The 15,544-nt window shown below is 68.5% G+C and carries 20 protein-coding genes and 1 pseudogene; 17 read left to right on the forward strand and 4 right to left on the reverse strand.

Going from position 1 to position 15,544, the window contains the following annotated elements; genetic code table 11:
• Nucleotides 1–192 precede the first annotated feature (192 nt).
• The 5 genes from KD1_RS11240 to KD1_RS11260 are packed head-to-tail and all read left to right on the forward strand — an operon-like array spanning nucleotide 193 to nucleotide 4,408.
• The gene (locus KD1_RS11240; protein WP_068401951.1) at nucleotides 193–1,221 is read left to right on the forward strand and encodes a sulfate ABC transporter substrate-binding protein; all 1,029 of its coding nucleotides are present in this window, start codon (nucleotides 193–195) and stop codon (nucleotides 1,219–1,221) included.
• Nucleotides 1,221–2,042: a sulfate ABC transporter permease subunit CysT gene (gene cysT / locus KD1_RS11245; protein ID WP_068401953.1), complete on the forward strand. Its 822-nt coding sequence runs from the start codon at nucleotides 1,221–1,223 to the stop codon at nucleotides 2,040–2,042. Before KD1_RS11240 ends, cysT begins: the two co-directional genes overlap by 1 nt.
• Nucleotides 2,039–2,866 carry a sulfate ABC transporter permease subunit CysW gene (gene cysW, locus KD1_RS11250; protein ID WP_068401955.1) on the forward strand — a complete coding sequence of 276 codons (828 nt, stop codon included), beginning with the start codon at nucleotides 2,039–2,041 and terminating at the stop codon, nucleotides 2,864–2,866. Before cysT ends, cysW begins: the two co-directional genes overlap by 4 nt.
• Nucleotides 2,863–3,864 (forward strand): sulfate/molybdate ABC transporter ATP-binding protein, encoded by a 1,002-nt coding sequence (locus tag KD1_RS11255; RefSeq protein WP_068401957.1) that lies wholly within the window; start codon nucleotides 2,863–2,865, stop codon nucleotides 3,862–3,864. The genes cysW and KD1_RS11255 overlap by 4 nt, the downstream gene beginning before the upstream one ends.
• 37 nt (nucleotides 3,865–3,901) lie before the next feature.
• Nucleotides 3,902–4,408 (forward strand): RrF2 family transcriptional regulator, encoded by a 507-nt coding sequence (locus KD1_RS11260; protein WP_068401959.1) that lies wholly within the window; start codon nucleotides 3,902–3,904, stop codon nucleotides 4,406–4,408.
• An 87-nt stretch (nucleotides 4,409–4,495) separates the two neighbouring features.
• Here the strand turns inward: KD1_RS11260 and KD1_RS11265 are convergent, their stop codons facing one another.
• The 3 genes from KD1_RS11265 to KD1_RS17665 form a co-directional block, all read right to left on the reverse strand.
• Nucleotides 4,496–5,593 carry a HigA family addiction module antitoxin gene (locus tag KD1_RS11265; protein WP_068401961.1) on the reverse strand — a complete coding sequence of 366 codons (1,098 nt, stop codon included), beginning with the start codon at nucleotides 5,591–5,593 and terminating at the stop codon, nucleotides 4,496–4,498.
• Between the two features lie 13 nt (nucleotides 5,594–5,606).
• Entirely contained in the window at nucleotides 5,607–5,909 is a 303-nt protein-coding gene (locus KD1_RS11270) for a type II toxin-antitoxin system RelE/ParE family toxin (RefSeq protein WP_068401963.1), read from the reverse strand.
• 277 nt (nucleotides 5,910–6,186) lie between these two features.
• The gene (locus KD1_RS17665; protein WP_083542397.1) at nucleotides 6,187–6,609 is read right to left on the reverse strand and encodes a DUF433 domain-containing protein; all 423 of its coding nucleotides are present in this window, start codon (nucleotides 6,607–6,609) and stop codon (nucleotides 6,187–6,189) included.
• 21 nt (nucleotides 6,610–6,630) lie between these two features.
• Between KD1_RS17665 and rpsP the strand changes: the two genes are divergently transcribed.
• The 4 genes from rpsP (at nucleotide 6,631) to trmD (ending at nucleotide 9,258) form a co-directional block, all read left to right on the forward strand.
• Nucleotides 6,631–7,191, forward strand: coding sequence for a 30S ribosomal protein S16 (rpsP, locus tag KD1_RS11275; RefSeq protein ID WP_068401965.1), 561 nt, complete (start codon nucleotides 6,631–6,633; stop codon nucleotides 7,189–7,191).
• Between the two features lie 2 nt (nucleotides 7,192–7,193).
• On the forward strand, nucleotides 7,194–7,436 hold the full coding sequence (locus KD1_RS11280; protein WP_068401967.1) for an RNA-binding protein: 243 nt from the start codon (nucleotides 7,194–7,196) through the stop codon (nucleotides 7,434–7,436).
• 107 nt (nucleotides 7,437–7,543) lie between these two features.
• Complete coding sequence (gene rimM, locus KD1_RS11285; protein WP_068401969.1) at nucleotides 7,544–8,092, forward strand: ribosome maturation factor RimM; 549 nt, start codon at nucleotides 7,544–7,546, stop codon at nucleotides 8,090–8,092.
• Nucleotides 8,092–9,258, forward strand: a complete 1,167-nt coding sequence (gene trmD, locus KD1_RS11290; protein WP_068401971.1) for a tRNA (guanosine(37)-N1)-methyltransferase TrmD — start codon at nucleotides 8,092–8,094, stop codon at nucleotides 9,256–9,258. Before rimM ends, trmD begins: the two co-directional genes overlap by 1 nt.
• Before the next feature lie 14 nt (nucleotides 9,259–9,272).
• Here the strand turns inward: trmD and KD1_RS11295 are convergent, their stop codons facing one another.
• Entirely contained in the window at nucleotides 9,273–10,031 is a 759-nt protein-coding gene (locus tag KD1_RS11295) for an ABC transporter permease (RefSeq protein WP_068401973.1), read from the reverse strand.
• Between the two features lie 193 nt (nucleotides 10,032–10,224).
• On the opposite strand from KD1_RS11295, the gene rplS reads away from it, so the two are divergent.
• The 8 genes and pseudogenes from rplS to KD1_RS11335 all read left to right on the forward strand — a co-directional run.
• Nucleotides 10,225–10,617 (forward strand): 50S ribosomal protein L19, encoded by a 393-nt coding sequence (gene rplS / locus KD1_RS11300; RefSeq protein WP_068401975.1) that lies wholly within the window; start codon nucleotides 10,225–10,227, stop codon nucleotides 10,615–10,617.
• A gap of 45 nt (nucleotides 10,618–10,662) precedes the next feature.
• On the forward strand, nucleotides 10,663–11,331 hold the full coding sequence (gene lepB, locus KD1_RS11305) for a signal peptidase I (RefSeq protein ID WP_068401977.1): 669 nt from the start codon (nucleotides 10,663–10,665) through the stop codon (nucleotides 11,329–11,331).
• Entirely contained in the window at nucleotides 11,328–12,188 is an 861-nt protein-coding gene (gene lepB / locus KD1_RS11310; RefSeq protein ID WP_245627378.1) for a signal peptidase I, read from the forward strand. The genes lepB (KD1_RS11305) and lepB (KD1_RS11310) overlap by 4 nt, the downstream gene beginning before the upstream one ends.
• The gene (rnhB, locus tag KD1_RS11315) at nucleotides 12,185–12,940 is read left to right on the forward strand and encodes a ribonuclease HII (RefSeq protein ID WP_068401979.1); all 756 of its coding nucleotides are present in this window, start codon (nucleotides 12,185–12,187) and stop codon (nucleotides 12,938–12,940) included. Before lepB (KD1_RS11310) ends, rnhB begins: the two co-directional genes overlap by 4 nt.
• Nucleotides 12,937–13,251 (forward strand): DUF2469 domain-containing protein, encoded by a 315-nt coding sequence (locus KD1_RS11320; protein ID WP_068401981.1) that lies wholly within the window; start codon nucleotides 12,937–12,939, stop codon nucleotides 13,249–13,251. Before rnhB ends, KD1_RS11320 begins: the two co-directional genes overlap by 4 nt.
• Before the next feature lie 159 nt (nucleotides 13,252–13,410).
• The gene (locus tag KD1_RS11325; protein ID WP_068401983.1) at nucleotides 13,411–13,773 is read left to right on the forward strand and encodes a YraN family protein; all 363 of its coding nucleotides are present in this window, start codon (nucleotides 13,411–13,413) and stop codon (nucleotides 13,771–13,773) included.
• Nucleotides 13,774–13,781: 8 nt separating this feature from the next.
• A complete protein-coding gene (locus tag KD1_RS11330; protein WP_306307017.1) occupies nucleotides 13,782–15,311 on the forward strand; it encodes a YifB family Mg chelatase-like AAA ATPase in 1,530 nt (509 codons plus the stop codon).
• Nucleotides 15,308–15,544, forward strand: a pseudogene (locus KD1_RS11335) (DNA-processing protein DprA); the annotation flags it as partial. The gene KD1_RS11330 and the pseudogene KD1_RS11335, both read left to right, overlap by 4 nt.

Here is a 15,544-nt window from a genome sequence, read left to right on the forward strand (position 1 = left end):
CGGACCTCACATTCCAGAAACCCTGCACTCCGTGCACCTTGAGCGGGCTGGCTATCCCTCGCGCGTGTCCAGTATCTGAGACATAAGCCAGCGTTAGTTGATGCATAACGAGCAACTATGTTTACTCCTATGGTCCGACTAGGAGATGGGCCGCCGACCCGGCGGCTCACTCATGACCACGGGAGTACCCCCATGCCACGTCCACTGCTCGCCCTCACCACACTTGGCCTCGCGGCGATGGTGTCGTTGACGGCCTGCGCCGGCGGCGGGTCCTCCGATGAAGTCGGCGCCACGGCCGGTGACGGCGGCGGCGACACGACCCTGAGCCTCTACGCGTACGCCGTGCCCAAGGTTGGTTTCGACAAGGTCATCCCCGCCTTCCAGGCCACCCCGGAGGGCAAGGGCGTCAACTTCCAGCAGTCCTACGGCGCCTCGGGTGACCAGTCGCGCAAGGTCGAGTCCGGCGCCGAGGCCGATATCGTCAACTTCTCCGTCGAACCGGACATCACCCGCCTGGTGAAATCCGGGGTCGTCAACGAGGACTGGAACGCCGGTAAGAACCACGGAGTCCCGTTCGGCTCGGTCGTGACGATCGTCGTGCGCGAGGGCAACCCCAAGGGCATCAAGGATTGGAACGACCTGCTCAAGCCGGGCGTCGAAGTTGTCACCCCCAACCCGTTCAGCTCCGGCTCCGCCAAGTGGAACCTCCTCGCCCCGTTCGCCGCCCAGAGCAACGGCGGCAAGGACGAGAAGGCCGGCCTCGACTACGTGACGAAGCTGGTCAACGACCACATCAAGGTCCAGCCGAAGTCCGGCCGTGAGGCCACCGAGACGTTCCTCCAGGGCAGCGGCGATGCCCTGCTCAGCTACGAGAACGAGGCGCTCTTCATCGAACGCGATGGCGAGAAGGTCCAGCACGTGACTCCGCCGACGACCTTCAAGATCGAGAATCCGGTGGCCGTGCTCAACACCAGCACACACCCAACCCAGGCGAAGGCGTTCAACGACTACCTCTACACCCCCGAGGCGCAGCGACTCTGGGCCGAGGCCGGCTTCCGCCCGGTCGACGAGAAGGTCGCCACGGAGTTCGCGAGCACGTTCCCGACGCCGACGAAGGAGTGGACCATCGCCGACCTCGGCGGCTGGGGCAAGGTCAACGACACGTACTTCGACGACGAGAACGGCTCCATCGCCAAGATCTACCAGGGCGCCACCAACTGATGGCTACATCCACTGGACTCCGGCAACGCAACGCCGTCTCCGGAGCCCTGGGCATGGGCGTGGCAACCCTGTGGCTCAGCATCATCGTCCTCTTGCCCTTGGCCGCCCTCGCCGTCACCTCGATGGAGAACGGTGTGGCCGGGTTCATCGACGCCGTCACCCAACCCGCCGCCCTGGCCACGTTGCGGATCACCGTGACCGTCTCGGCCATCGTCGCGCTGATCAACGTCGTCATGGGCACGATCGTCGCCTGGGTGCTCGTGCGTGACGACTTCCCCGGCAAGCGCTTCGTCAACGCGACGATCGACCTGCCCTTCGCCCTGCCGACCATTGTCGCGAGCATCGTCCTGCTCGCCCTCTACGGGCCCAACAGCCCCATCGGGATCCACCTCAACGCCACTCCGGCCGGGTTGGTCGTGGCCCTGACCTTCGTCACCCTGCCCTTCGTCGTGCGCGCGGTCCAACCCGTGCTCATGGAGGTCGATCGCGAGGTCGAACAGGCCGCGCACTCCCTCGGCGCTGGGCCCTGGACCACCTTCCGCCGCGTCGTCCTCCCGGCCCTGACCCCGGCCATGATCAGCGGCGCCGGCCTCGCCTTCGCCCGCGCCATCGGGGAGTACGGATCGGTCGTGCTCATCGGCGGCAACATCCCGCACGAGACCCAGGTGGCCTCGCAGTACATCCAGCAGCAGATCGAGATCGACCGCCCGGTCAACGCCGCCGCGGTCTCGGTCGTGCTGCTGCTGATCTCCTTCCTCTCCCTGTTCGTGCTGCGCCTGTGGGCCGGCCGAACCCAACGCCACGAGGAGCAGGACGCGTGACCTCGACCACCCAGAAGCGCCAGAAGCCGAGCGCCGGCACGCTCATCCTGCGCACCATCGCGCTGGTCTACCTGTTCGTCCTCCTCGCCGTGCCGATCGGTCTGATCCTCTACCGCACCTTCGCCAACGGCATCGGCCCGTTCATCGACTCGATCACCACCCCGGCGGCCATCTCGGCGTTCAACCTCTCGCTGCTCCTCGTCGCCATCGCCGTACCCCTCAATGTCGTCTTCGGCGTCATCACCTCGCTTGCCCTGGTGCGCGGCCGCTTCCCGGGCCGCAAGCTCCTCCAGGCCGTCGTCGACCTCCCGTTCGCCGTCTCGCCGATCGTCGTCGGAGTCGCGTTGATCCTGTTGTGGGGGCGCGACGGCTGGTTCGGTGGGCTCGAGACGCTGGGGATCAAGGTCATCTACGGCATTCCGGGCATGGCACTGGCGACGATCTTCGTCACCCTCCCGTTCGTCGTGCGTGAGGTCGAGCCGGTCCTGCGCGAGATCGGCAACGACCAGGAACAGGCCGCCGCCACCCTCGGGGCCAACCCGTGGCAGACCTTCTGGCGCATCACGTTGCCCTCGATCCGTTGGGGTCTGACCTACGGCATCGTCCTCACCGTCGCCCGCGCGCTCGGCGAGTTCGGGGCGGTCATCATGGTCAGCTCCGGCTTCCCCGGTGTCTCGCAGACCCTGACGCTGCTCGTGCACGCCCGCTACATCGACGACCACAACACCTATGGCGCGTACGCCGCCGCCACCCTGCTTATGGGCCTGGCCATGCTCACGCTGCTGCTCATGACGCTGCTGGACCGCAAGAGGAGTCACTCATGATCGACGTCACCGACGCCCGCAAGTACTACGGCGATTTCACCGCGCTCGACGACGTCAGCCTGTCGATCCCCGCCGGCTCGCTCACGGCGCTCCTCGGGCCCAGTGGCTCGGGCAAGTCGACCCTGCTGCGCTCCATCGCCGGGCTCGAGACCCTCGACGCCGGCCGCGTCGTCATCAGTGGCGACGACGTCACCGACGTGCCGCCGCAGAAGCGCGGCATCGGGTTCGTCTTCCAGCATTACGCCGCGTTCAAGCACATGACCGTGCGGGACAACGTCGCGTTCGGCCTGACGATCCGCAAGCGTCCCAAGAACGAGATCAACCGCAAGGTCGACGAGTTGCTCGAGATCGTCGGGCTCGGGGGTCTCCAGAAGCGCTACCCGGCCCAGCTCTCGGGCGGCCAGCGTCAGCGCATGGCACTGGCCCGGGCGCTGGCCGTCGACCCGCAGGTGCTGCTGCTCGACGAACCGTTCGGTGCCCTCGACGCCAAGGTCCGCGCCGATCTGCGCCAGTGGCTGCGGCGGTTGCACGACGAGGTTCACGTCACCACGGTCCTGGTCACCCACGACCAGGAGGAGGCGCTCGACGTCGCCGACCAGATCGCCGTGCTCAACAAGGGCCGTATCGAGCAGATCGGCGCCCCCGAGGACCTCTACGAACGGCCGGTCAACGACTTCGTCATGTCCTTCCTCGGGTCGGTGGCCAAGATCGGCCCGCACCTGGTCCGCCCCCACGACCTGCGTCTCGAGCGTGCCCTCGAGCGGTGGAGCCCGGAGGAGCGCGCGGAGATGGAGCCGTCGAAGGCCACGGTCGGGCGCGTGGTCCGGCTCGGCTTCGAGGTCCGCGTCGACCTTCTCGACGAGGCCGGCGAACGGCTCTCCGCCGAGATCACCCGGCGCGACGACGAGCGGCTCGCGTTGAAGGCCGGAGACGTCGTGTACGTGCGGCCCGTGCGGGCGCTGCCTCCGGAGGAGGCGTTCCCTGCCCTGGCCATGTGATCGACGCTCCGCGTAGGCCGTGGGTCATGATGTCCTCGTGGACATTTCGGCCAAGACGGACTACGCGGTGCGGGCCATGCTGCAGCTGGCCGAGGCCGACGCGGCGGCGGACGCCGCGGCGAGCTCTGGCGACGGGTCGGTCGATCTGCGGTCGAGGTTGGTGACGACGCTCCAGTTGGCCGATGCGCAGGATCTGCCGCGCAAGTTCCTGGAAGCGATCCTGGGAGACCTGCGCCGGGCCGAGCTCGTCACGAGCCTGCGCGGCGCCCGTGGCGGATACCTGCTTTCGCGGCCGGCCGACCGCATCTCGCTCGGGGCGATCTTCCGCGCGGTCGACGGGCCCCTGGCCGAGGTGCGCGGGTTGCGTCCCCACGACACCTCGTACTCGGGCTCGGCCGAGCATCTGCCGGCCCTGTGGGTCGCGGTGCGCGCGAGTCTGCGGCGGGTGCTCGACGAGACGTCCTTGGAGCAATTGCGCACCGGTGACCTGCCCGATCACGTGAGCGAACTCGTCTCCGATCCGCAGGCGTGGGAGAACCGCTGAACGTGACGGAGTCTCGTTCGCGCGATTGACGGAGTCTCGTTCGGCCTGGTTCTCGGAGCGTCGGCACTGAGCGCCTCGCAGAGCCAGTCACTCGGTGAAACCGCCAGCGAGGTCCACGCAGAGCTCATTGCCGAAGCTGTAGTCGAGCAACCTGCTGCGGTGCATCTGGTGGACGGCGACGCCAGGAGCGATGCCGATCTCGCGTGCCTTGTTGGCGATCTCGCGGTTGTAGGTCAGTCCTTTGAACTGCGAGATACCGCCCTCCCCGAAAAGCAGGTCCAACGCGAACGCGTTCGCACCCTTCTCTGCCGCGGTGTTTCGCTTCTTCTCGGTGCTGTACTCCACGTGCATCTCGCCGCGCGGGTCGTTGAGGACGTGCCCAAGCTCGTGGAAGAGGGTCCAGATCACGAACCCGTCCTTGCCCCAGCGGCCGGTCTGCTGGATGACGGGCACCCGCTTGTCGATCCAGCGAGTCATCCCCAGCAGCGGGAGCTTCTTCGGCGGTTCGACGACCATGAAGACGACGCCGACGTCGGCGAGCATGTGTGCGATGTCGCGGAGCATCGTGGAGTCGGGCGTCGCCGCGCGAGTACGGAGTTCGGGCAGGGCCGCGCGGAGTTGTCCGGCGTCGTAGTTGTAGTTGCGGCCGCGCTCGAAGGGCTCTGCCAACTCGGCGGCCCGCAGCCACGTCGTCAGCAGCGTCCGGTCGAGAGTCGCGCCCGAGTCCTTCAGCGCCGCCAGCGCGTATTCGCCCTGGGAGGCTTCCTGGTGGAGGTGGACGTAGGCCTCCCACGTTCCGCAGCCGTGGAATGCGAGGAAGTCGGACACGAGCCTGCCCGGTGACCGCATGGTGGCCGTGGTCGCGCCGATGTCCCGCAGGTAGGTGGCCGCTGATGGGGCAATCTCCCCTGCATGATCGGCGAGGCTCTCCTCGTCGGCGATGCGGGCGAGGTCGGCGCGGTAGAGCGCCTCGTACTTCAGCCAGGTCTTGGCGGGGATACCGACGACGCGCTCGAGGCGCATGGCGGTGTCGCTCGTGATCGGGGCGCGCCCGTTGACGATCTCGTTGACCTGCTTGCGGCTGTTTCCGAGGAGTTCGGCAACGCGCTGCTGGGACAGGCCATGATCGTCGATCCACTCCTCCAGGTACTCCCCGGGAGCGACGGCGTAGTTGGTGGCGGTCATGGTCTCTCCTTTCTCAGTGATAGTCCTCGATGTCGACGACCGTGACGTCGACAGCGCTCAGCGAGTTGGGCCTCGGCTCGACGAGAAGCCGCCAGTTGCCGCTGAGTTCGCCGGCCCATGTCCCGGCGCGTCCGCCCTTGAGTTCATGCCACGCTCCTCCGGGGTCGTCGTCCGGCAGGTCGCCGAGCGTTTCAGAACTCTCGAGCGCTTTGATCCGCAGCCGGAGCTTCTTTTTGAGGTCTGGCCGCTTCTTCTGCATCTCTCGCTCGTCGGTGCACAGCTTCGCGAGCTTGTTGTCCTTGTACTCTACCCGCAATCAGTATCACCGATCTCGTTACAGTCTAACGCTGTCATCATTGAGAGTATGCCCGGGGGCACCGACATTGCAGGATCGACACGAATCGCGTCACGGCTCCGGCGTCGACTGCAGGGGTGGGGAGCAGTCGGAGGGCAACGGTCGGTATCGCCGTGGCAGAACCACTGAGAGTGACCGAGCGTCGTTCGCCGTGGAGCACCGCGAGAGCCGAGTTCCGTCATACGGCGGGGATCTCGGCTCTCACTTCCGACCGGCCCAGCAGGACGGCGGCTTCGACTCAAGGACACCGAGGTTCGATGGGAGACGCCGGCAATTTGGCGCGCAAGCCCTCGGGAGGGAATCGAGCCTCGATCTCGACCCGCCGCTCAGCTCGTTGCTCGGCCCGTGAGGCGAGGTAGGAGTTCACCCCGGCACGGTGACGGAGGCAGTAGGTGAACACCGCGTAGATGTCACCCAACTCCACCGACGGGTAGGACTCGTGAATCGACTCCGGAGACTCGCCACGCGCGACGGCCGCAACCAGCGTGTCCAGGGCACGCGGGTGCCGATGACCATGAGTAGCCACCGGTTTCGGCGCACGCCGATCGTCTGGCAGAATGTCCCCTTGTACCCGCGCGCCCTGCGGCCCCGCCCAGACCGCGCGCCTACACCCGAGCCACGGTTCCCCGCGCCAATCCGGTGCGGTCTTGCCGCGCCTCACGACAGAAACAGGAGTCTGCCAGTGGCAGTCAAGATTCGCCTCAAGCGCATGGGCAAGATCCGTGCACCGTTCTACCGCGTCGTCGTCATGGACTCGCGCACCAAGCGCAACGGCCGCGCCATCGAGGAGATCGGCAAGTACCACCCCACCGAGGAGCCCTCGCTCATCGACATCGACTCGGAGCGCGCGCAGTACTGGCTTGGCCAGGGCGCCCAGCCCACCGAGGCCGTCGCCGCGCTGCTCAAGGTCACCGGAGACTGGCAGAAGTTCAAGGGCGAGCCGGGCGCCGAGGGCACCCTCAAGGTCGCCCCGCCGAAGGCCGACAAGAAGGCCCTGTACGAGGCTGCGCTCGCCGCGTCCGGTCAGGTTGCCGAGGACTACGAGAAGTCCGTCGCCGCGAAGAAGAAGGCTGCCGAGGAGGCCGCTGCCGCGAAGGCCGCTGAAGAGGCTGTCGCCGCGAAGGCTGCTGAGGAGGCTGCCGCCGCCGAGGCCAAGGCCGCTGAGGAGGCTGCTGCTGCCGAGTCCGCCGAGGGCGAGGCCGCTGAGGCCACCGACGGCGACGCCGAGAAGGCCGAGAGCTGACCATGCTGGACGAGGCGCTCGAGCACCTGGTCACCGGCATCGTCGACCACAAGGAAGACGTGCAGGTGCGTTCCAAGGAGCTGCGTCGCGGCTCCGTGCTCGAGGTCCGTGTGCACCCCGACGATCTCGGTCGCGTCATCGGCCGCTCTGGGCGCACCGCCAGCGCGCTGCGCACGGTGCTGACCGCACTGGCCGGTGGCCAGAACGTGCGGATCGACATTGTCGACACCGATCGTCAGCGCTGAGCACCACCCGCTTAAAACCCCAACGGTTCGAGGTATTACGCGTCGTTCTTCCGACGCGTAATACCTCGAACCGCGTTGTGGGGAGGGCACGCAGATAGGTTGAGTACATGACATCCCAGGCGCAGCCGGACGGCGTCGTCATCGCCCGGATCGGCAAGCCGCACGGCATTCGCGGCGAGGTCACGGTCCAAGCACACACCGACGATCCGGAGCGTCGTTTCTTCCCCGGCGCGGTGTTCGCCACCCAAGCCCCCGTCGGCTCCGGCGTGCCGCGCGAACTCACACTCGCCTCCGCACGCCTCCACCGAGCGATCTGGCTGCTGGCGTTCGAGGGCATCCCCGACCGCACCGGCGCCGAGGGCCTGCGCGGTACCCAGCTCCTCTCGACGGCCGATGACGAAGGCGATGACGACGACGCCTGGTACGAGGACGACCTCCTCGGCTTCACTGTCGTCACGCCCACCGGCGACGTACTCGGCGAGGTCACCGGCCTCGACATCGGCGCCGCCCAGGACCGCCTGATCGTCCGACTGACCGACGGCACCGACGCGCAGATCCCGTTCGTCGAGGAGATCGTCCCCGAGGTCGACGAAGAGGCCCGCCGCATCGTCGTCGACGCCCCTCCCGGGTTGCTCGACCTGGCCCGGGATCAGTGATGCGCCTCGACGTCATCACGATCTTCCCGGAGTACCTCGAACCGCTGAACTTGTCGCTGATCGGCAAGGCCCGCGACTCCGGCCTGCTCGACATCCACGTGCACGACCTGCGCACCTGGACCCACGACCGCCACAACACCGTCGACGACACCCCGTACGGCGGCGGCGCCGGCATGGTCATGAAGCCGCAGCCGTGGGCCGAGGCGCTGGCTGAGGTCGTCCCGGCCGACTCCACCAAACCGGTGGTCATCGTCCCCGGACCGGGCGGCCAACCATTCACCCAGACGCTCGCCCGCGAACTCGCTGAACACCCGCGACTGCTGTTCGCGTGCGGCCGTTACGAGGGCATCGACGAGCGCGTCTACGACCACGCCCGCGACGACCTCGGCCTGGACGTGCGCGTCGTGTCGCTGGGCGATTATGTGCTCAACGGTGGCGAGGTGGCTGTGTTGGCCATGACGGAGGCGATCGTGCGGCTGGTGCCCGGCGTCATCGGGAACGAGGAATCGCTGGTCGAGGAGTCCCACGAGGACGGCCTGCTCGAGTACCCCGTCTACACCAAACCGGCCACGTGGACCGCCCCGACCGCCGACGGTGGTGAGGCCATCCACGAGGTCCCGGCCATACTGCTCTCCGGCAATCACGCCGCCATCGCGCAGTGGCGTCATCAACAGCGCTTGCAACGCACGGCGGAGCGTCGTCCGGACCTGTTGCACGCGACGCACGCCTTGACCATCGAAGGCCTGGATGATGCCGACGTGCACGCCGCCACCGCGTCCGACGCCGGCGAGATCTACACGTTGCTGTGTGCCTCCCGCACGGGGTTGACGACGACATTGGCGGAGGTCTCGTCGGGTCTGGGGGAGGGGACCACGCTCGTCCTGCGCAGCGCGGGTCGGCTCGTGGCCGCCGGCCGGGCCCGGCTCGAGGGTGACGCGTGGCGCATCGAGGCCCCGATCGAGGCTCCGGATCTCACCGGTCTTGGTCTGGCGTCGTGGCTCATCACGCGCCTGGCCGATCTGGCGCCGTCCTCAGCGAGGCGGATCGTCGTGCGGTCGCCTCACGCGCGCGACGAGGCCAAGGCGTTGACGAAGGCCCTGTCGAAGCACGGGTTCCGCGCGCGTCGTGGCGACGACGGAGACGTGCTGGAGAAGCGCGTCGGCTGACGTGCGCCGCGCGTTCAGTCCTGCAGCGACGCCTGCAGATCGCGCGGGAGCAGGCGTCGAGCGTCGATGAACCGTTCGGCGACGGCGATCGTCAGGTTCTGCGCGGCCATGATGCCGAAGAGCACGAGCACCTGCGCCGTCGCGGCCTGCACCGGGGATCCGCCACCGAGCATGACACCGATGAACGCCCCCGGCAGGGTCACGACGCCGGTGGTGCGGACCTGGTCGAGACCGGGCAGCAGCGCCTCCGGCACCCGTCGATGCACGATCTGCTGGACCGACTGGCGCGGGGTAAACCCCAGTGACAGCGATGCCTCGTACTGACCGTGCTCGCTGCGCAAGGCGTCGAAGGCCCTGCGCCCGAGGAGTGTGTGCGCGGTCATGGTGTTGCCGATGATGATGCCGCCGATGGGGATGAGCGAGACCCCGGCCAGGGGCATCGTGCGGCTGGCGATGATGATGACGAGCACCGGGATGATCCCCGCGGCGATGGCCAGTGCCGTCCACGGCCAGGCGTGCAGCGCGTCGACCCTTTTGCCCGTCGTGTAGACCGCCATCCCGAACATGAAGACGAGCAGCAGCAGCGACAGCCAGAGGTTGTCGATGACCGCGGTGATGATGGTGGCCGCGATGAGCAGTTGGATGATCGCGCGGATCGCGGCGACGAAGGCCGAGCGCTGCAGCGGTACCCGCGTGACCTGCTGCACGATGAGTACCGTCGCCAGCAGCGCCGCCAGGGCGATGGCGACGGACCAGGACGGGTTGACGGTCACGCCGTCACGTTAGCGGAGCCGCTGACGATTTCCGCGCGGGACCTCGGCATGGCAAGATGGGACCTTGCGTCCGGTGACAGAACGCCCCCGCCACAGGGGGAGTGCTCCACGAGCATGCGGCGATCGGCGCAGAACATCATCGTGTGTACGCGATCGTGGGCGACCTGTGGCGCCTGCAGGAATGAGAATCATCATGCAGAAGTTCGACGCGCTCGACCAGGCCTCGATGCGAGACGACATCCCGGAGTTCCGCGCCGGCGACACCGTCAACGTGCACGTCAAGGTCATCGAGGGCAGCCGCTCCCGTGTCCAGGTGTTCAAGGGCATCGTCATCCGCCGTCACGGTGGTGGCCTGAGCCAGACCTTCACCGTCCGCAAGGTTTCGTTCGGCGTCGGTGTCGAGCGCACCTTCCCGCTCCACGCTCCGACCATCGACAAGATCGAGGTCGTCACCCGCGGTGACGTGCGTCGCGCCAAGCTCTACTACCTGCGTGGTCTGCGCGGCAAGGCGGCCCGTATCCGCGAGCGTCGCGACAACATCCCCGTCAAGGGCGCCAAGGCGACCGCGTCGTCCGACGCCAACTGACGCGCCTCCAGCGATCCCGCAGACTCCCTGACTAGTCTGCCCAGCATGGCAACAGAGACCAATGAGGACCCGGCAGTCACGACGACTGCCGGGTTCGGTCGTCGTTTCGGGTGGCTGATCAGCCTCGCGGTGACGCTGGCCCTGGTGGTCCTCATCCGGTCGTTCCTCGTGCAGTCGTTCTATGTGCCCTCCGGGTCGATGGAACCGCTGATCACCCCCGGCGACCGCGTCCTCGTCAATCGGCTCGATACCAATCCGGAGCGCGGTGACGTCGTGGTCTTCGACGGCACCGAGGTCTTCGGGCGGATCCCGGTGACACCGCAATCGCCGGGTCTCATCGGCTCGGTGGTCGGCGGCGTCGGCAAGGTGCTCGGCATCGACACCGGCGAGACCGACTACGTCAAGCGCGTCATCGGCGTCGGCGGTGACCGGGTTGCGTGCGCCAAGGGAGTGCTCAGCGTCAACGGCCAGCGCGTCGACGAGCCGTACCTGCCGGCCGGTACCGCCAGTTGCCAATCCGACTTCGACGTCAAGGTGCCCGCCGAGCACCTGTTCATGATGGGTGACAACCGGGCCAACTCGGCCGACTCGCGGGCACATCTGGGGAGCCCGGGTGGCGGGATGGTGCCGGTGGGTGACGTCATCGGCGCGGTCACGTGGCGCTATTGGCCGCTCGACCGCCTCGGGAACGTCCCCGACGGAGCGGTGCGATGACCAATCCGCAGGCCGATCGTGTGCCTGAGGGCTGGATGGGTGAGGATGACTCCGACGTCGCCGCCGGCGGCTCTGCACCTGAACCCGAGGAGACCGACGTGGCGCGACGCGCGCACTCCCATCGCGGTGACCGCCGGTCCGCCGGAGCCATGCTCATCGACGGCGTCAAGGAGTTCGTCATCGTCGCGTTCACCGCGCTGATGATCTCCTTCGTCGTCAAGACCTTTCTGCTGCAGGCGTTCTGGATTCCCTCCGGTTCGATGGAGGACACCCTCCAGATCGGGGACCGGGTCTTCGTCAACAAGCTCGTGCCCGAGCCGTTCGGCCTGCATCGCGGTGACATCGTCGTCTTCCAGGACCCGGGCGGCTGGCTGCCCGAACAGGCGCCACCGGCCGACCGCGGCGTCGTGCTCAACTCGGCGCGCACCGCACTGACCTTCGTCGGGTTGCTGCCGGACACCTCGCAGGGGCACCTCATCAAGCGGGTCATCGGGCTGCCGGGCGATCGCGTCACGTGCTGCGACAGCAGGGGTCGCCTGACGGTCAACGGAGTCTCGATCGACGAGACCTACGTCAAGGCCGGCGAGCGCCCCAGCGACAGCGAGTTCGACATCACCGTGCCGCCCGGGCGGGTGTGGGTCATGGGCGACAACCGCAGCAACTCGGCCGACTCCCGGCCGCACGACACCTCCGGGACGGGCAAGGACGGGTCGGTCGACATGGACCTGATCTCCGGGCGCGCGGTCATCATCGTGCTGCCGTTGGACCGCTTCGGGCTGTTGCGCGAACCGGAGGCGGTGTTCGCCAAGGTGCCTCAGCCGGGGGTGGCCCTGCCGTTCACCACGTCCCGGCCATGAGCCCGGTCGCGGGGCGCAGCCGGCGCCCCAGTCTGCGGGTGGAGCGGGCGCTGCAGCGTCAAGGCCACCGACGGCTCGCCGGGATGGACGAGGTGGGGCGGGGCGCGTTGGCCGGGCCGGTCACGGTCGGCGTCGTGCTCATCGACGAGACGTGCCGCAGCGCTCCGGTTGGAACGCGCGATTCGAAGCTCCTCACGCCGTCGGCCAGACGGGCCTTGGCGCCGCAGATCACCCGCTGGTGCGTCGGGTACGGCGTCGGGCACGCCTCGGCGGCCGAGATCGACGAGATCGGGATCATGGCGTCGTTGCGGTTGGCGGGGATGCGTGCCCTGGCGCTGTTGCCGGTCACGCCCGACCTGGTGATCCTCGATGGGAACCATGACTGGCTGACCGCCCCCGAGGACGTGGGGTTGTTCGCGTACTCGAGTGACGACGCTCCGTCAACGCCCCCGGTGATGACGCAGATCAAGGCCGACATGACGTGTTCGTCGGTGGCGGCGGCGAGTGTGTTGGCCAAGGTGGAGCGTGACGACCTCATGGTCGAGCACGCCACGACGTACGCCCAGTACGGGTGGGCGGAGAACAAGGGGTACTCGGCGCCCGAACACCTCGCGGCGCTGGCCGAGCACGGCGCGTGCGACCTGCATCGCCGGTCGTGGCGATTGCCCGGTGTCGGGCATGATGAATCGGAGCCGCGGGTCGCCGGGCAGCCGGGCGAACCGGTCGCGGCGGGGAAGGAGCCAGGGCGATGAGCCAGGAAGACCTCGAGAAGTACGAGAACGAGATGGAGCTCGCGCTCTACCGCGAGTACCGCGATGTCGTCAATCTCTTCAGCCACGTCGTCGAGACGGAGCGTCGTTTCTATCTGTGCAACGCGGTGGACGTCAAGGTCCGTAGCGATCACGGCGAGGTGTACTTCGAGGTGACGATGGAGGACGCGTGGGTCTGGGACATCTATCGCCCGGCCCGGTTCGCCAAGCGGGTGCGCGTCGTGACGTTCAAGGACGTCAACGTTGAGGAGCTCGCCAAGACCGACATCCAGATGCCGGATCAGCCGTTCTGAGCCCTCGGCGGGTCGGTTGACCTGCGGCGTTGACGTGCCCGCATGACGTGGCGATTCATCCACAGGGGTGGGTGGTGGACGGTGTTTGTCCACAGACGGCTGATGGCGGGGTGATGTGCCGGTGCTTCGCGGCTGTGATGGGTCGCGGAGGTGATCGGCATGGACCGACGCAAGGAACTCGGCGACGCCGGGGAAGCGGTGGCCGCGCAGTATCTGAGCTCGTTGGGGATGGAGATCCTCGACCGCAACTGGCGCTGCCGTGGTGTGGGGGAGTTGGACCTGGTCGCGCGCGACGGCGACTGGTTGGTGGTGTGTGAGGTCAAGACCCGTAGTGGTACGGCCTTCGGAGACCCGTTGGAGTCGGTGACGGCGGCGAAGCACACCCGGTTGCGTCGGTTGGCTGCAGCGTGGTTGGGCGAGCATGACGTGCGGCCGGCGGGGGTGCGCATCGATCTGATCGGAGTGCTGCACCGGACCGGGCAGAAGCCGGTGTTGCGGCACGTGCGGGCGGTGGGGCAATGAGACTGGCGATGACCAGGGCGGTGGCCCTGACCGGTCTCGAGGGCACCGTCGTCGACGTCGAGTGCCACATCTCGCCGGGGCTGCCGGCCTTCGGGATCGGCGGGTTGCCCGATGCCGCCTGCGCCCAGGCGCCGGATCGGGTGCGCTCGGCGGCCATGTCGGCCGAGGTGCCGCTGCCCCCGCACCGGATCGTCGTGAACCTCTCGCCGGCCTCGTTGCCCAAGCGCGGCACGAGCTTCGATCTCGGGATCGCTGTGGCCGTCCTGGCCGCGGGTCGGCAGATCCCGGCCGAACTGGTGCGCGGGGTCGTGCACATCGGTGAACTGGGGTTGGACGGGCGGGTGCGCCCGGTCAACGGGGTGCTGCCGGCGGTGTTCGCGGCGCAGCGGGCCGGGGCGCGGTGTGTGGTCGTGCCGGCGGCCAACGCGGGTGAGGCCGCTCTCGTCGACGGGATCGTCGTGCACGCGGTGACGGACCTGGCCGGCCTGATCGGGGCGTACCGGGCGGCCGAGCGCACGGGTGAGTTGCCCGCGAGCCAGGCGCGGCCGCCGGTGGTGGAGGCCGAGGCGCCGAGGCGGATCGACCTCTCCGACGTGACGGGGCAGCACGAGGCCCGGGCGGCGCTGGAGGTGGCCGCTGCGGGTGGACATCATTTGCTGCTCAACGGCCCGCCCGGGTCGGGCAAGACGATGTTGGCCGAGCGACTGGTGACGGTGCTGCCGCCGCTGAGCCGGCAGGCGGCGTTGGAGGTCGCGTCGGTGGCCTCGCTCGTCGGTGGGGTGCAACCGGGGCGGGAGTTGGACACGACACCGCCGTTCGTCGCGCCGCACCACAGCGCCTCGGTCGCTGCCATCGTCGGGGGAGGCGGTGGGGCGATCCGGCCCGGCGCGATCAGTCGAGCCCACCAGGGCGTGCTCTTTCTCGACGAGGCGGCGGAGTTCAAGTCGTCGGCGTTGCAGGCGCTGCGTCAGCCGCTGGAGTCGGGGGAGGTGGAGATCGCGCGGGCGCGGCTGACGGTGCGGTATCCGGCGCGGTTCCAGCTGGTCATGGCGGCCAACCCGTGTCCGTGCGGGCAGGGTCAGGGCAAGGGGCTGCAGTGCAGCTGCTCGCCGACCCAGCGGCGGATGTATGCCCAGCGGCTCAGCGGACCGTTGACCGATCGGGTGGACCTGCAGGTGGAGGTGCCCCCGATGACGAAGGCGGGGCTGTCGGCGCAGCCGGGGGAGTCGAGCGCCGACGTGGGGTACCGCGTGGCGCAGGCCCGTGGGGCGCAGGCGGAGCGGTGGTTCGCCCACGGATGGTCGATCAATCGGGAGGTGCCGGGGTCGGCGTTGCGGCGTCCGCCCTTTCGTCTGCCGGCGTCGGTGACCAGCGATCTGGATCGGGCGCTGGACCTGCATGTGCTGACGCTGCGGGGCTATGACCGGGCGTTGCGGGTGGCGTGGTCGGTGAGTGATCTGCGGGGACGGCCCTCGCCGGATCGCGACGAGGTGGGGTTCGCGCTGGCGATGCGGCGGGCCGAGGGGGTGGCGGCATGAGTGCGTCGATGGCCGATGAGCGGTGGGCCCGGATTGCCTGGGCACGGGTGGCTGAGCCCGCGGACGGGCAGGTGCACGGGTGGATCGAGGCGCTCGGGCACGTCGCGGCGTGGGAGGACCTGGTCGCGGGGCGGTTGGACGCTCCGGACGGGCTGCTCACGCGGGCGCGGTCGGTGGACGTCGACCGCGAGGAGCGGGTGCTCGCCGAGCGTGGGTGGCGACTGCTCACCCCC

Origin of the sequence: Kribbia dieselivorans NBRC 106261 (genome assembly GCF_001552435.1) — a bacterium.
Classification (GTDB): domain Bacteria; phylum Actinomycetota; class Actinomycetes; order Actinomycetales; family Dermatophilaceae; genus Kribbia; species Kribbia dieselivorans.

Bases quoted from the DNA above. Each gene is read 5' to 3' on its own strand.
- KD1_RS11240 (WP_068401951.1), top strand. From the start codon at position 193: ATGCCACGTCCACTGCTCGCCCTCACCACACTTGGCCTCGCGGCGATG.
- cysT (WP_068401953.1), top strand. From the start codon at position 1,221: ATGGCTACATCCACTGGACTCCGGCAACGCAACGCCGTCTCCGGAGCC.
- KD1_RS11255 (WP_068401957.1), top strand. From the start codon at position 2,863: ATGATCGACGTCACCGACGCCCGCAAGTACTACGGCGATTTCACCGCG.
- KD1_RS11265 (WP_068401961.1), bottom strand. From the start codon at position 5,593: ATGACCGCCACCAACTACGCCGTCGCTCCCGGGGAGTACCTGGAGGAG.
- KD1_RS11280 (WP_068401967.1), top strand. From the start codon at position 7,194: ATGCTGGACGAGGCGCTCGAGCACCTGGTCACCGGCATCGTCGACCAC.
- rimM (WP_068401969.1), top strand. From the start codon at position 7,544: ATGACATCCCAGGCGCAGCCGGACGGCGTCGTCATCGCCCGGATCGGC.
- trmD (WP_068401971.1), top strand. From the start codon at position 8,092: ATGCGCCTCGACGTCATCACGATCTTCCCGGAGTACCTCGAACCGCTG.
- rplS (WP_068401975.1), top strand. From the start codon at position 10,225: ATGCAGAAGTTCGACGCGCTCGACCAGGCCTCGATGCGAGACGACATC.
- lepB (WP_068401977.1), top strand. From the start codon at position 10,663: ATGGCAACAGAGACCAATGAGGACCCGGCAGTCACGACGACTGCCGGG.
- lepB (WP_245627378.1), top strand. From the start codon at position 11,328: ATGACCAATCCGCAGGCCGATCGTGTGCCTGAGGGCTGGATGGGTGAG.
- rnhB (WP_068401979.1), top strand. From the start codon at position 12,185: ATGAGCCCGGTCGCGGGGCGCAGCCGGCGCCCCAGTCTGCGGGTGGAG.
- KD1_RS11320 (WP_068401981.1), top strand. From the start codon at position 12,937: ATGAGCCAGGAAGACCTCGAGAAGTACGAGAACGAGATGGAGCTCGCG.
- KD1_RS11325 (WP_068401983.1), top strand. From the start codon at position 13,411: ATGGACCGACGCAAGGAACTCGGCGACGCCGGGGAAGCGGTGGCCGCG.
- KD1_RS11330 (WP_306307017.1), top strand. From the start codon at position 13,782: ATGACCAGGGCGGTGGCCCTGACCGGTCTCGAGGGCACCGTCGTCGAC.